Consider the following 13209-nt stretch of genomic DNA (forward strand, 5'->3'; position numbering starts at 1 on the left):
CCGAACGGCAATCGCTTTCGGCGCCGCAGCGGCCAAACGGTGCGCATTGGCCGGTTTTACGCCCCGACTCTGTCCGCCGATTTCACCGCCGCCGCGATGGCCTGAAATCAGTGGTTAACCATTCGCCTGCAAAACGCTAATAGATTGGGAGACAACGGCCATGCCGCGGTTTCGGGGAAAGATCGGATCGACGACGTGCTGAACGGTGTCCTGCTCCTTGCCGAAGCGGTTCTGTATTTCGGCGCCATGGTTACGCTTTTCCGCTTCCGGCGCCGCATCGGGCTAGGCGTGTTCATCTGCGCGCTCGGCGTCATGCACTTCCTCGAGACTTATCTCGCCAGCGTCTTCTATGTCGCGCTGCCGTTCGGGCTGGTGTCGCCCGGCTCCGCCGTTCTGTTCTCCGGCAAGCTCGTCATGCTGCTGCTTCTCTACATGAAGGAGGACGCGGCAACCGTCCGGCAGCCGATCTACGGCCTGCTGCTAGGCAACGCGCTGATGATCGGCCTGGTGCTGATCCTGCGGCTGCACGCGATCGCGCAGCTTCCGAACGGCAGGGTCCCCGACATCGGCTTCATCGACGAGATGGGCTGGCTGATGGTCTGGGGCACCACGCTGCTCTTCATCGACGCCATACTCATCATCCTGCTTTACGAGAAGCTCGGCGCCTATCTGCGCGCGGGGCCATTCGTTCGCATCCTGGCATCGGTCGCCAGCGTGCTCACCTTCGATCAGGCCGGCTTCTTCACCGCGCTGCATTTCGTCGCCGGCGCGCCGATCGCGGTCTTCTTCGGAGGCTGGTTCGCCAAGATGGGGGCGGCGCTTGCCTACAGCGGCATGCTCGTCGCCTATCTCAAATGGGTCGAGGATAACGACATCGCCGTGCCACGCGGCCTCTCCGATATTTTCGATACCCTCACCTACCGCGAGAGCGCTATGAGGCCCTGATCAAATATGTCGGCCGCGACGGCCTCACCGGCCTGTTGCATCGCGGCAGCTTCGATGCCGACGGCGAGTCCGCGGTCTCGGCCGCCATCAGGATGGGCAAGCCGCTCAGCCTGCTCATCGTCGACGTCGACCATTTCAAGTCGATCAACGACCGCTTCGGCCATGCCGAGGGCGACAGGGTGCTGAAATCGATGGCTGCGCTGCTGGCCGAGACGATTGGCGGCAACGACCAGGTATTTCGCATCGGCGGCGAGGAATTCGCCATACTGACGCAACAGTCGCACGCGCCCGCCAGGCTGCTCGGCGAGACCATCAGGAATGCCGCCAAGGCCTCGGCGCACACCGCCCGCTTCAACCTCACGGTAAGCGCCGGCGTCTCCACCGTCAGCGAAACGACGCGCTCCCTGGCCGACATTTTCGCGCTGGCCGACCAGCGCCTCTACAAGGCCAAGCTGAGCGGGCGCGACCGCGTGGTCGGCGAACCCGGCAGCGAGGCGATCATCCTGCAGGCGGCCCCGCGAACCGCCTGACCGATAACAACCGCCGCTTATTGGAAACCGATCGCGTCGACCGTACCCTTCGGGCAACCGGCCTTGCCCGTCGGCGCCGAGGCCATTAGCAGATCGCCGAGCTTGCTGTCTGGGCCGATCGGACCAGACAGGCCGAGCGTCAATTCGCCGATCATGCGCCGGCCGCTCGACGGATCGACCAGGCAGGAGACACGCACGCGGTCGCCGGCGCCGGCCCCGAAGGCCGCGTTGAAAGCGCCGCGGATCTCGTCCGACGTCAGCTGCCTGCCGACGTTCTTGGTGAAGAGGTCGCGCACCGCCGAGGCGTTCACTGCCCGCATCAGGTTCAGCGCGTCGGAGAAATACTCCTGCTGGCTCTTGCCGTAGCAGGTGCCGTGCTTGATCCATTCATGCCGCTCCAGCTTGGAGGCGGTACCCGGCATCACCTGCTCGAGCTCGGCGCGCGTCTTGGCGTCGAGATCGACCGGCGGCAGGTCTCCCCAATGCGCCGGATTGTCATTGGCCTTGTCGCTCGCCGACACCTGGCAATAGAAATTGCCGTTCGGCTGTGGCCACAACCCATGCAGCGTAAAGTGCGAAGCGTCGAACTCGCTCGGGCTCTGGGCCTTGCATTCGGGCTTGCTGGCCTTGGTCTCGCAGAAAGCCGGCTGCCAGCTCAGCGCAAAGACATATTCGGGTTTTCCGGAGGCCGACGGCTTGGTCTGGCCGGACGGCGTGGTCGCGGCGCTGCCGCCGGTGACATGCCCGCAGCTGATCTTCACCCAGCGCCGCTCGGGATCGGCGCCGGGCACCTGGATGAGATAGTGGGTGGGCTCGTCCTTGTTGCCGGCAAGCAGATCGTAGCTCTTACCGGCCTCGGTCGAGATGTTGCCGGGGTTCTTGCCGTTCTTGATGGCCTGGGTCGCCGGACAGGCGCTGTCGGCCACGAAAGTTCCGCTCATCTTCACGTCGGCATGAGCCGCCCCGGCGCCGGCCAGAGCCAGCATCATCGAACCCCACAATGCCCAAACCCGCATTCCCGCTCTCCCGGCGATCATTGATCCGTATTGGATTCGTCACACTAGAACAGGCGACGTGTCAGAATTGCGATCTTTTTTCACGACGCGAAGAAACAATCCCCAAATCTCAACGCTTCCAATCGGCAAATTCGCAAGCCGCCCCTCGCTGTCTCTGCGGAGCAATAGATTTCCAGCCTGGCATATCTCAGTCGCCTCATCCACTTGACGCCGGCAAAGCCCTCGCCCAACAGTCGCCGAGGGAGCGAGATATGCCATTCGACAGAAAGACCAGGCTGGCCTCATCGACCGGGGCCGAGCTCAACCTCTATGTGAAGGAAGCCGCGCAGGGTCCGCGCGCCGTGGTTCAGATCAACCACGGCCTGGCCGAGCACGCGGCGCGCTACGCGCGCTTTGCCGATTTCCTGAGCGGGCGGGGTTTCCACGTCTACGCCCATGACCATCGCGGCCATGGCGCGACGAAGGCGGCCGACGCGCCGCTCGGCAAGTTCGCGGACAGTGACGGCATAGCCAAGGTGATCGCCGACGTCGACGCCGTTCACGACCTGATCGCGAAAGAGCATCCGGGACTGCCGGTGATGGCTTTTGGCCACTCGCTCGGCGCCTCGATAGCGTTGAACTTCGTGCTGCGCCACTCACAGCGCATCCATGCCGCCGCGATCTGGAACGGCAATTTCTCGCAAGGGCTTCTCGGCCAATTGGCGCTGCTCATCCTGGGCTGGGAGCGCATGCGGCTTGGCTCCGATGTGCCGTCGCGCCTTTTGCCCAGGCTCACTTTCCAGGCCTGGGGCAAGGCCGTGCCCAACCATCGGACCTTGTTCGACTGGCTGTCACGCGATCCGGTCGAGGTCGACAAATATGTCGCCGACCCGCTCTGCGGCTGGGACGCGTCCAACTCGATGTGGCGCGACGTGGTCAACATGGCGCAGCACGCCGGCAAGGATTCCAGTTTCGCCGGCGTGCGACGTGATCTCCACTTCAACCTCATCGGCGGCGAGAAGGATCCCGCGTCGGATTATGGCAAGGCGGTCCACCATCTCGCAAAGCGCATGCAGTCGATGGGCTTTTCGAATCTGGTTTCAAAGGTTTACGCCGACACCCGCCACGAAAGCCTGAACGAGATCAACCGCGACGCCGTCATGAACGATTTTGCCGGCTGGGCCGACAGCGTGCTGAAATCCTGATCCGGCTTGGCCTATCGTATGGGTCGTGACACGACCCGTGCGGGTTGCTAGAGGCTGCCTTTCGTTAGAACACGGTGATCCATGGCCGAACCCCCGCTGAAAGGCATTCGCGTTATCGAACTTGCCCGCATCCTGGCCGGCCCCTGGGCCGGGCAGTTGCTCGCCGATCTCGGCGCCGATGTCATCAAGGTCGAAAGCCCGGACGGCGGCGACGACACGCGCAAATGGGGTCCGCCCTTCGTCATGAGCTACGACGGCGAGAACCTCTCGGCCGCCTATTACCATTCCTGCAATCGCGGCAAGCGCTCCATCGCTGTCGACTTCTCCAAGCCGGAAGGCGCCGAGACGCTGCGCAAATTGGTCGCCACCGCCGACGTGCTGATCGAGAACTTCAAGCTCGGGGGCCTGAAGAAATACGGTCTCGACTACGAGAGCCTGAAGGCGATCAACCCGCGCCTTGTCTATTGCTCGATCACCGGCTTCGGCCAGGACGGCCCTTACGCGCCGCGCGCGGGCTACGATTTCATCATCCAGGCCATGGCCGGCATGATGTCGATCACCGGCGAGCCCGGCCGCGAGCCGCAGAAGGCCGGCGTCGCCATCTCCGACCTGTTCACCGGTCTCTATTCGGTGATCGCCATCCAGGCGGCACTGCGCCACGCCGAAAAGACCGGCGAGGGCCAGCACATCGACATGGCGCTGTTCGACAGCCAGATCTCGGCGCTCGGCAACCAGAATCTCAATTATCTTGTCTCCGGCAAATCGCCGGTGCAGATGGGCAATGCGCATATGAACATCGCGCCTTACGAGGTGCTGCCGGTGCGGGACGGCCACATCATCCTGGCCGTCGGCAATGACGGCCAGTTCGCTAAGTTCTGCGCCGCTGTTGGTCTTATCGATCTGCCCGCCAATCCGGATTTCGCCAGCAACCCGGCTCGCGTCGCCAACCGCGCGAAGCTGCGCGAACGGATCATCGAGAGGCTGAGCACTTGGGATCGCGATCCGCTGCTGGCCAAGCTCGAAGCCGCGGGCGTGCCGGCGAGCCCGATCAATACGATCGGCCAGATGTTTGCCGACCCGCAGACGATCGCGCGCGGCATGCGGCTCGACCTCGATGACGGCCATGGCAATCGCCTGCCTTCGGTGCGCGCGCCGATGGTGATGTCGGGCACGCCGCTGGTTTATGAGCGCCCCTCGCCGCGCCTCGGCGAGCACACGGACGAAATCCTTGCCGAACTGGAGAGAGCAAAATGAAGACCGGCGGACAACTGATTGTCGAGGCGCTCGAAGCGAACGGCACCGACCGCATCTTCTGCGTTCCGGGCGAATCCTATCTCGCAGTGCTCGACGCGCTGCATGACTCTTCGATCCGCACCATCGTCTGCCGCCAGGAGGGGGGTGCTGCGATGATGGCCGACTGCCAGGGACGGCTGACCGGCAAGCCCGGCATCTGCTTCGTCACCCGCGGCCCCGGCGCCACCAACTCGTCGGCCGGCGTCCACATCGCCATGCAGGATTCGGTACCGATGATCCTGTTCATCGGCCAGGTCGCCAGCCACGCCAAGGAACGCGAGGCCTTCCAGGAGGTCGACTACAAGCGGTTCTTCGGCGACATCGCCAAATGGGTGGTGGAGATCGACGACGCCGCGCGCATCCCGGAATTCGTCACCCGCGCCTTCGCCGTCGCAACCTCCGGCCGCCCCGGCCCGGTCGTCATCTCGCTGCCGGAGGACATGCTGACCAGCGAGGTCGAGGCGCCGTCAGCGCTGCCGCACACGCCGGTCGAGACCCGTCCGGGCGAAGCCGAACTCGATGCGCTGCAAATGCTGCTTGCCAACGCCAAGCGTCCTTTCGCCATCCTCGGCGGCACGCGCTGGAACGAGGAAGCGGTGGCGCATATGCGCGCGATCGCCGAGACGTGGTCGCTGCCCGTTGGCTGCTCCTTCCGCCGCCAGATGCTGTTCGACCATCTCCATCCCAATTACGCCGGCGATGTCGGCATCGGCATCAATCCAAAGCTTGCGGAGCGGATCAAGCAGGCCGACGTGGTGCTTTTGATCGGCGGCCGCTTGGGCGAGATGCCGTCCTCCGACTACACGTTGCTGAAAAGCCCCTACCCCGACCAGGCGCTGGTGCATGTCCATGCCGATGCCGGCGAGCTTGGCCGCGTCTACCGGCCTACGATAGCCATCAATGCCTCGCCCACTGCTTTCGTTGAAGCCTTCGCCAAGCGCAAGCCGGCAGCCAGGCCTTCTTGGGCGGCCGAGGCGGAAAAGGCGCACGCCGCCTATCTCGAATGGTCGACGCCGCCCCAGACCGGGCCGGGCGCCGTCCAGATGGGACCGATCATCGAACATCTGGGAAAAGTTCTGCCGGAAGACGCCATCCTCACCAACGGCGCCGGCAACTACGCCACCTGGGTGCATCGCTTCTATCGCAACCGCCGCTTCGGCACGCAGGCGGCACCCACCTCCGGCTCGATGGGTTACGGCACGCCGGCCGCGGTCGCCGCCAAGTCGCTCTACCCGGATCGCATGGTGGTCGCCTTCGCCGGCGACGGTTGCTTCCTGATGAACGGCCAGGAATTCGCGACCGCTGTTCAGTACGACCTGCCGATCATCGTGATCGTCGTCAACAACGGCATTTACGGCACCATCCGCATGCACCAGGAGCGGGAATATCCGAGCCGCGTCGTCGCCACCACGCTGAAGAACCCGGACTTCGCGGCACTTGCCCGTTCCTATGGCGGTCACGGCGAGACGGTCGAGAAGACCGCCAACTTCGCGCCGGCCTTCGAACGCGCGCTGGCCAGCGGCAAGCCGACGATCATCGAGATCAGGCTCGATCCCGAAGCGATCACGCCGACCCGCACCCTGACGCAGATCCGCGACAAGAGCTAAGACGAAAGGCGGCTGTCGCCTTTCTGCCGGCGACGCTGTCTCTACGGATGGAAGGAAAGGCGGTGGCCCGCGCCTCCTGTGTTACATCGCGCCGCCGGATTTCTCGATCTGGCCGCGGATCTCGCCGTCCTTGTTGGCGGCGGTATGTATGTTGACATAGTACTTACCGGCCTCGAGATCGGCCGCCTGCGCGTCCGTCAGCGTCGCCGATCCCTTGATCGGGCTCTTCAGCTTCTTGAACGGGATGACCGGGTCCGCATTCGCGCCCATATCCGCCGGACCGTGGATGTGGCCGGCGACGGCCGGTCCGCTGAGACCGGAATATTTGACGTTCCAAGTAAGCTTCTTCTTGTTTGTGTCGAAGGTGAGTGTAGCGGTGCCCTTGCCCTTGGTGGTCACGGGCGGGCTCTGCTGGCTGCCGTCGAGCGTCGCCTTGAACTTCATCGTCTCGGCCATGGCCGGCGCTGCGAGAAGGAAGGCGGTCGAGACGGCTAAGGCCGAAAGCATCGGCACGGACAGGATGCGCATGAAAGAACCTCCGTTGATGGCAGCACCTCGCGCGGCTCCCCGACGCACGGATGCCTCCCTGAAACGGTTGGGCGGCGATTTGTATCCCGGCACACAATTATTTTACCGCAACCAACGAAAAAGGGGCGGTCGTCCGCCCCTTTCGGATTCAATGAAAGGCTATGGTCAGACGGTGGCCAGCGCCTGCGCTAGGTCGGCGATCAGATCGTCCGCATGCTCGACGCCGATGGACAGCCTGACCGTGGTCTCGAGCACGCCGATCCGCTGGCGCACCTCGAAGGGAATACCGGAATGGGTCATCGCCGCCGGATGGCTGGCCAGTGATTCCGTTCCGCCAAGACTTACCGCCAGCTTGAAGATCTGCAGGCTGTTGAGAAAGGCGAAGGCCGCCTTCTGCCCGCCGCGTATGTCGAAGGAGAATGTCGAGCCGGCGCCGCTGCATTGCGCCCGGTAGGTGCGGCCCGCCGGCGTATCCTCGCCCAGGAACGGCAGATAGTGCACCCTTTCGACTTTGGGGTGATCTCGCAGGAATTCAGCAACGAGGCGTGCATTGTCGTTCGCTCGTTCCATGCGGATCGACAGCGTCTCCAGAGAACGACCGAGCATCCAGCAGGAATGCGGGTCCAGCTGCGTACCGATTGCGCCGCGCAGCGCCTTGATTGCCTTGGTGACCGCCTTGCCGCCCAGGGCGGCGCCAGCAATCAGATCTGAGTGGCCGCCGACATATTTGGTCAGCGAATAGACCGAAACATCGGCGCCGTGTTCGATGGGCCGCTGGAACACCGGGCCAAGCAGCGTGTTGTCGCAAACAATGATCGGCTTCGTCCCTTGCCGGACACCGATCTCGTCGGCGATCCGGCGCATCAGTTCGATGTCGACAAGGCTGTTGGTTGGGTTTGACGGCGTCTCGATCAGGATGACCGAGACGCGGCCCTTGGCCAGGGCAGCATCGGTGGTCGCGCGCACCGTCACGTCGTTGACGCCGTTCGCGAAGCCGACTGCGTCGATGCCGAAACCGGCGAGCGTGCGCGTCAGAAGCGTCTCGGTGCCGCCATAGAGAGGCTGCGAATGCAGGATCACGTCGCCCGGCCGGGCATAGGCGAGCAGCGTGGTCGCGATTGCCGACATGCCGGACGAAAACAGGATACAGGCCTCAGTCCCCTCATAGATCGCCAGCCTGTCCTCGACGATCTCGCTGTTCGGATGGTTGAAGCGCGAATAAACCAGGCCGGAAGCCGTGCCGCTTGGAGGCTCCTTGCGGCCAGAAGTGTAATCGAAGAAGTCGCGTCCCTCTTCCGCGGATTTGAACACAAAGGTCGAAGTCAGGAACACCGGCGGCTTGACGGCGCCTTCCGACAGCTGCGGATCGAAACCATAGCTCAGCATCAGTGTCTCCGGATGGAGCTTGTGGTTGCCGATATGGGTTTTCGACGGGCGCGGCGCGGTCATGACTTTCCCCTGTTTTTCGCGTGATATCGCCCGGCAATTTATGCGATCCGCCTCACGCAGTCCTTGCTATTTCCGGCATCGCATGGCTGCATCTTCGCAACAAATTGCCGAGGGATGCCAAAAGTGCAGCAGAAGATAGCTGACGATTTCGACCGCAAGATTTTGCGCGAACTGCAAGCCGACGCCCGCATCACCAATAACGAGCTTGCCGAACGGATCGGCCTGTCGCCATCGCCGTGCCTGAGGCGCGTGCGGCGGCTGGAGGAAACGGGCATGATCAGAGGCTACACCGCTCTGGTCGATCCGGCCGCCTTCGGCTGGGGCATGGTCGCCATCGCAACCATACGCCTCAGCCGCCAAAACGAGGACGAGATCGTCATGTTCGAGGAAGCGATCCGCGGTTGGGACGAGGTGCTGGAATGCCACCTCGTCACCGGCTCGCGCGACTACGTGCTGAAGGTGGTGACCGGAAACCTGGAACAGTATGAGCGCTTCATCAAGGAGAAGATCGCGCGGCTGAAATGCGTTGCCTCGATCGAGACCAGCTTCGTCATGAACACGATAAAGGAACGGCGCCTCTGATTGCATGTCGCCCAAAAGTGCGCAGCGGTTTTGGGGTAACGACATACATCAAACAAAGAAAAGAGCGGTTCTTTCGAACCGCTCTTTCAGGCTCCATCTCAAGATCGGACCTGTCTAAGCAGACTTACTTGATTGCCTTGTCGGTGATCGCGGTCGTGTAGGCGCCGCTCGCCTCCTTGCTGATGATCTTCTGGTCGAGCAGCGCCTTGGCGGTACGCTCGTAAGCAGCCGGGATCAGCTTGCCGTCGGCATTGTCGACCAGCTTGGCCACTTCCTTCATCATGAACTTCTGATGGTTCTCGTCCTGGCCGCCGGCGTCGACGACGATCCCCGCCGCCTCGTCGGTGTTCTCGGTGGCGTATTTCCAGCCCTTCATCGAAGCGCGCACGAAGCGCACCATCTTGTCCTCGAAGGCCGGATCCTTGAGCTTGTCCTCAAGCGTGTAGAGCCCGTCCTCCAGAAGGTCGTTGCCCATGGCCGAGTAGTTGAACACGACCAGGTCCTCCGGCTTGTACCCGGCATCCAGCACCTGACCGTATTCGTTATAGGTCATCACCGAGATGCAGTCGGCCTGTTTCTGGATCAGGGGCTGCACGTCAAAGCTCTGCTTGAGCACGGTGACGCCGTCCGGGCCGCCATCGGTCTTGAGGCCGATCTTGTTCATCCAGGCGTAGAAGGGATATTCGTTGCCGAAGAACCAGACGCCGAGCGTATGGCCCTTGAAGTCGGCTTCCGTCTTGATCGGGCCGGCCTTGGGGCAAACCAGTTCCATGCCGGCCTTCTTGAACGGCTGGGCGATGTTGACGAGCCCCACGCCCTTGTCGCGGGCCGCCAGCGCGCCGCCCATCCAGTCGACGATAACGTCGGCGCCGCCGCCGGCGATCACCTGCTCGGGCGCGATATCCGGGCCGCCCGGCTTGATTTCGACGTCCAGGCCTTCGGCGTCATAAAAACCCTTGGCCTTGGCGACATAGTAGCCAGCGAACTGGGCCTGCGTGACCCATTTCAATTGCAGTGTCACCTTGTCGGCGGCCATTGCCTGGAAGGCGGCCAGCGACATCGCGCCGGCCAAAGCGGAAATCAGCAGTCTTTTCATGTTTTTACCCTCTGAAGTTAGTACCCAAACCCACCGCCCCTATCCACCTCGGACAGAGGGGTGCCAAAACGTGACGGCTCTTTCGATCAGAGCGACCACGCCATAAAAGACCGAACCCGCAAGTGCTGCAACTGCGATTTCGGCCCACACCATGTCGATGTTCATCCGCCCGACTTCCGTCGAGATGCGGAATCCCATGCCCACGACAGGCGTGCCGAAGAACTCGGCGACGATGGCGCCGATCAGCGCCAGCGTCGAGTTGATCTTCAGCGCATTGAAGATGAACGGCATTGCCGCCGGCAGCCTGAGCTTCAGCAAGGTCGGCCAATAGCCCGACGCATAGGTGCGCATCAGGTCGCGCTCCATATGCCCGGAGGCGGCGAGGCCCGCGACCGTGTTCACCAGCATCGGAAAGAAGGTCATGATGATGACCACCGCGGCCTTAGACGGCCAGTCGAAGCCGAACCACATGACCATGATCGGCGCGACGCCGATGATCGGCAGCGCCGAGACCATGTTGCCGATCGGCAAGAGCCCGCGCCGCAGGAACGGCACACGGTCGGCGAGGATGGCGACGGCGAAGCCGGCGAGATTGCCGGCGATATAGCCGATGAGCACCGCCTTGAAGATCGTCTGCCGCACATCCGACCCCAGGATCGGCAGCGAGTTGGCGATGCGCGCGCCGATGGCGCTGGGCGGCGGCAACAGGATGAAGGGAATGCCGGCCCCGCGCGTCACCGCTTCCCAGATGATCAGGATCCACGCGCCGAAGATCGCCGGGATGATCAGCCGCAACGCGTTCCTCGCAACGCTTTCGCTTGGACGCAACGAGGAGAGCAAGGCAACGCAGCGCCAGGCAAGCAGCCAGGCGGCGGCAAGCAGCAGGAAATACGGAGCAAGCGCCGTGCCCTCGAAACCGGCGATGCCCTTGATCAGCAGCCAGGCGGCGGCATGGGCGCCGACGAAAAGTACGGTCGCCTCAACGATCGGCGTGAGCGTCACCATCGAGACGAGCGCCGCGATCAGCAGCAGCCCGATGATCAGAGCTTTTGCTCCCATGTAGGGATAGGCGACGGTTGCGGTGGGCTCTGCCAAGGCCGCGACTTCCGGTTTCGACATCGCGCCTAGCGCGAAGGCGACCAGGCAAAGCAGGACCGCAAGAACCGACTGCCAAGAGGGCTTCAGCCAGGTCATGCCGGCCTCCCGCCCATTGCGCGGTCGACGAGGCGTCCGGCGATGCCGACCACCATCACCAGCAGCGCCGCGACGATCGAGCCGGCGACCAGCGCCGACCAGATATCGATGGTCTGGCTGTAATAGGCGCCTGCAAGCAATTTTGCGCCGATGCCGGCGACGGCGCCCGTCGGCAATTCGCCGACGATGGCGCCGACAAGGCTTGCCGCCACCGCCACCTTCATCGAGGTAAACAGGAACGGCACCGAGGCTGGTACCCTGAGTTTCCAAAAGGTCTGCGAGGCCCTGGCGTTATAGGTGTGCATCAGATCGAGATGCATGAGCTCGGGCGAGCGCAGGCCTTTCACCATGCCGACGGCAACGGGGAAGAACGACAGATAGGTCGATATCAGCGCCTTGGGGATAAGGCCGGTGATACCGATCGCCGCCAGCACCACGATGATCATCGGCGCAACCGCCAGGATCGGGATCGTCTGCGAAGCGATGATCCACGGCATCAGGCTGCGGTCGAGCGTCGCCACATGCACGATGCCGACAGCGATTACGATGCCGAGCGCGGTGCCGAAGGCAAAGCCGAGCAGCGTCGAGGACAGCGTCACCCAGGCGTTGTAGACGAGGCTTCGGCTCGAGGTGACGGAGCGCAGGAAGGTGTTTTCGAAGAAATTCACCGCCACCTGGTGCGGCGCCGGCAGCGTCGGCTTCGGCTGCGACAGCGTCTTGCCGATGAACTCGACCGCGCCGGGCGTTTCGTTGCCTCGTTGATCGACGTCGCGCTGGAACGGAGCGTTGAGGATGACGGCAAAGACATACCAGAGCACGACCACGCCGGCGAGGATGGCGGTGACGGGGATGATCTTGGAACGGAACGGGTCCATTTAGCAGGGCGCCTCAATCATCATAGCTGTGCCCTGCCCTGAGGCCGTCACGAACCCGCGCGGCGATCGCCAAAAACTCCGGCGTCTCGCGGATGTCGAGCGGCCGCTTCCTTGGCAGCGTCGATTCGATGATGTCGGTGACGCGGCCTGGCCGCGGCGACATCACGACGATGCGGGTCGACAGATACACCGCCTCCGGGATCGAGTGCGTGACGAAGCAGATCGTCTTGTTGGTCCGGTCCCACAGATCGAGCAGCTGTTCGTTCAGATGGTCGCGCACGATCTCGTCCAGCGCGCCGAACGGCTCGTCCATCAAAAGCAGGTCGGCATCGAAGGCAAGCGCGCGCGCGATCGAGGCGCGCTGCTGCATGCCGCCGGAAAGCTGCCAGGGATATTTCTTCTCGAAGCCCGCGAGGTTGACGAGTTCAAGCGTGCGCTTGATGCGCTCCGCCTGCTCGGCCTGGGAGAGCCCGATGATCTCCAGCGGCAGCGCGACATTGCGCTCGATGGTCCGCCACGGGAACAAGGCTGCCGCCTGGAAGACATAGCCATAGGCGCGTTTCTCGCGCGCCTGCTCCGGCGTCATGCCGTTGACGGAGATCGCGCCCGAGGTCGCCTTCTCCAGATCGGCGATGACGCGCAGCAAGGTCGTCTTGCCGCAGCCGGACGGGCCGATGAAGGAAACGAATTCGCCCTTGCCGATGGTCAGATCGACATTGGACAGCGCCTGCACCGGACCGTCATTGGTCTGGAAGGTGAGGCCAAGCTTGCTTGCCGAAACGACGGCTGGCGGGTGTTCGGTCATTGGCTGCGGCCTGCCTTTCGCGGCCGTCGCGATGTCCGCAATCCGGTTGATTTTATGATAGCGTTGCTTTCCACTCGTCCTGTCCCACCCGATCGACGCCGCCCG

The 13209-nt window shown here is 63.3% G+C and carries 11 protein-coding genes and 1 pseudogene; 5 read left to right on the forward strand and 7 right to left on the reverse strand.

The window, feature by feature from the left end:
• Positions 1–195 precede the first annotated feature (195 nt).
• Positions 196–1475, forward strand: a pseudogene (locus EN869_RS16190) (GGDEF domain-containing protein).
• Between the two features lie 17 nt (positions 1476–1492).
• On the opposite strand, the gene EN869_RS16195 reads toward EN869_RS16190, so the two are convergent.
• Positions 1493–2491 (reverse strand): ribonuclease, encoded by a 999-nt coding sequence (locus tag EN869_RS16195; protein ID WP_127229203.1) that lies wholly within the window; start codon positions 2489–2491, stop codon positions 1493–1495.
• Positions 2492–2742: 251 nt separating this feature from the next.
• Here EN869_RS16195 and EN869_RS16200 point away from each other — a divergent pair, with 251 nt between their 5' ends.
• The 3 genes from EN869_RS16200 (at position 2743) to EN869_RS16210 (ending at position 6575) form a co-directional block, all read left to right on the forward strand.
• On the forward strand, positions 2743–3675 hold the full coding sequence (locus EN869_RS16200; RefSeq protein ID WP_127229204.1) for an alpha/beta hydrolase: 933 nt from the start codon (positions 2743–2745) through the stop codon (positions 3673–3675).
• A gap of 81 nt (positions 3676–3756) precedes the next feature.
• Positions 3757–4929, forward strand: coding sequence for a CaiB/BaiF CoA-transferase family protein (locus EN869_RS16205; protein WP_127229205.1), 1173 nt, complete (start codon positions 3757–3759; stop codon positions 4927–4929).
• Positions 4926–6575: a thiamine pyrophosphate-binding protein gene (locus tag EN869_RS16210; RefSeq protein WP_127229206.1), complete on the forward strand. Its 1650-nt coding sequence runs from the start codon at positions 4926–4928 to the stop codon at positions 6573–6575. Before EN869_RS16205 ends, EN869_RS16210 begins: the two co-directional genes overlap by 4 nt.
• A gap of 81 nt (positions 6576–6656) precedes the next feature.
• Here the strand turns inward: EN869_RS16210 and EN869_RS16215 are convergent, their stop codons facing one another.
• Together EN869_RS16215 and EN869_RS16220 are read right to left on the reverse strand one after the other, a co-directional pair.
• Positions 6657–7103 (reverse strand): CHRD domain-containing protein, encoded by a 447-nt coding sequence (locus EN869_RS16215; protein ID WP_127229207.1) that lies wholly within the window; start codon positions 7101–7103, stop codon positions 6657–6659.
• Between the two features lie 165 nt (positions 7104–7268).
• A complete protein-coding gene (locus EN869_RS16220; RefSeq protein WP_127229208.1) occupies positions 7269–8552 on the reverse strand; it encodes a cystathionine gamma-synthase family protein in 1284 nt (427 codons plus the stop codon).
• Between the two features lie 123 nt (positions 8553–8675).
• Here EN869_RS16220 and EN869_RS16225 point away from each other — a divergent pair, with 123 nt between their 5' ends.
• Positions 8676–9134: an Lrp/AsnC family transcriptional regulator gene (locus EN869_RS16225; RefSeq protein WP_127229209.1), complete on the forward strand. Its 459-nt coding sequence runs from the start codon at positions 8676–8678 to the stop codon at positions 9132–9134.
• Between the two features lie 124 nt (positions 9135–9258).
• Here the strand turns inward: EN869_RS16225 and EN869_RS16230 are convergent, their stop codons facing one another.
• From EN869_RS16230 to EN869_RS16245, 4 genes are read right to left on the reverse strand one after another with little or no spacing between them, the layout of a single operon-like run.
• On the reverse strand, positions 9259–10230 hold the full coding sequence (locus EN869_RS16230; protein WP_127229210.1) for an ABC transporter substrate-binding protein: 972 nt from the start codon (positions 10228–10230) through the stop codon (positions 9259–9261).
• A 39-nt stretch (positions 10231–10269) separates the two neighbouring features.
• Positions 10270–11424 (reverse strand): ABC transporter permease, encoded by a 1155-nt coding sequence (locus EN869_RS16235; protein WP_127229211.1) that lies wholly within the window; start codon positions 11422–11424, stop codon positions 10270–10272.
• Positions 11421–12299: an ABC transporter permease gene (locus EN869_RS16240; RefSeq protein WP_127229212.1), complete on the reverse strand. Its 879-nt coding sequence runs from the start codon at positions 12297–12299 to the stop codon at positions 11421–11423. Before EN869_RS16240 ends, EN869_RS16235 begins: the two co-directional genes overlap by 4 nt.
• Before the next feature lie 13 nt (positions 12300–12312).
• Complete coding sequence (locus tag EN869_RS16245) at positions 12313–13104, reverse strand: ABC transporter ATP-binding protein (RefSeq protein WP_127229213.1); 792 nt, start codon at positions 13102–13104, stop codon at positions 12313–12315.
• Positions 13105–13209: the final 105 nt, after the last annotated feature.

Source organism: Mesorhizobium sp. M2D.F.Ca.ET.226.01.1.1 (genome assembly GCF_004022705.2).
Lineage (GTDB): Bacteria > Pseudomonadota > Alphaproteobacteria > Rhizobiales > Rhizobiaceae > Mesorhizobium.

What these genes read in the sequence shown, in the direction of transcription:
- EN869_RS16195 (WP_127229203.1), bottom strand. Translation starts at nt 2,491, where the DNA reads ATGCGGGTTTGGGCATTGTGGGGTTCGATGATGCTGGCTCTGGCCGGC.
- EN869_RS16200 (WP_127229204.1), top strand. Translation starts at nt 2,743, where the DNA reads ATGCCATTCGACAGAAAGACCAGGCTGGCCTCATCGACCGGGGCCGAG.
- EN869_RS16205 (WP_127229205.1), top strand. Translation starts at nt 3,757, where the DNA reads ATGGCCGAACCCCCGCTGAAAGGCATTCGCGTTATCGAACTTGCCCGC.
- EN869_RS16210 (WP_127229206.1), top strand. Translation starts at nt 4,926, where the DNA reads ATGAAGACCGGCGGACAACTGATTGTCGAGGCGCTCGAAGCGAACGGC.
- EN869_RS16215 (WP_127229207.1), bottom strand. Translation starts at nt 7,103, where the DNA reads ATGCGCATCCTGTCCGTGCCGATGCTTTCGGCCTTAGCCGTCTCGACC.
- EN869_RS16220 (WP_127229208.1), bottom strand. Translation starts at nt 8,552, where the DNA reads ATGACCGCGCCGCGCCCGTCGAAAACCCATATCGGCAACCACAAGCTC.
- EN869_RS16230 (WP_127229210.1), bottom strand. Translation starts at nt 10,230, where the DNA reads ATGAAAAGACTGCTGATTTCCGCTTTGGCCGGCGCGATGTCGCTGGCC.
- EN869_RS16235 (WP_127229211.1), bottom strand. Translation starts at nt 11,424, where the DNA reads ATGACCTGGCTGAAGCCCTCTTGGCAGTCGGTTCTTGCGGTCCTGCTT.
- EN869_RS16240 (WP_127229212.1), bottom strand. Translation starts at nt 12,299, where the DNA reads ATGGACCCGTTCCGTTCCAAGATCATCCCCGTCACCGCCATCCTCGCC.
- EN869_RS16245 (WP_127229213.1), bottom strand. Translation starts at nt 13,104, where the DNA reads ATGACCGAACACCCGCCAGCCGTCGTTTCGGCAAGCAAGCTTGGCCTC.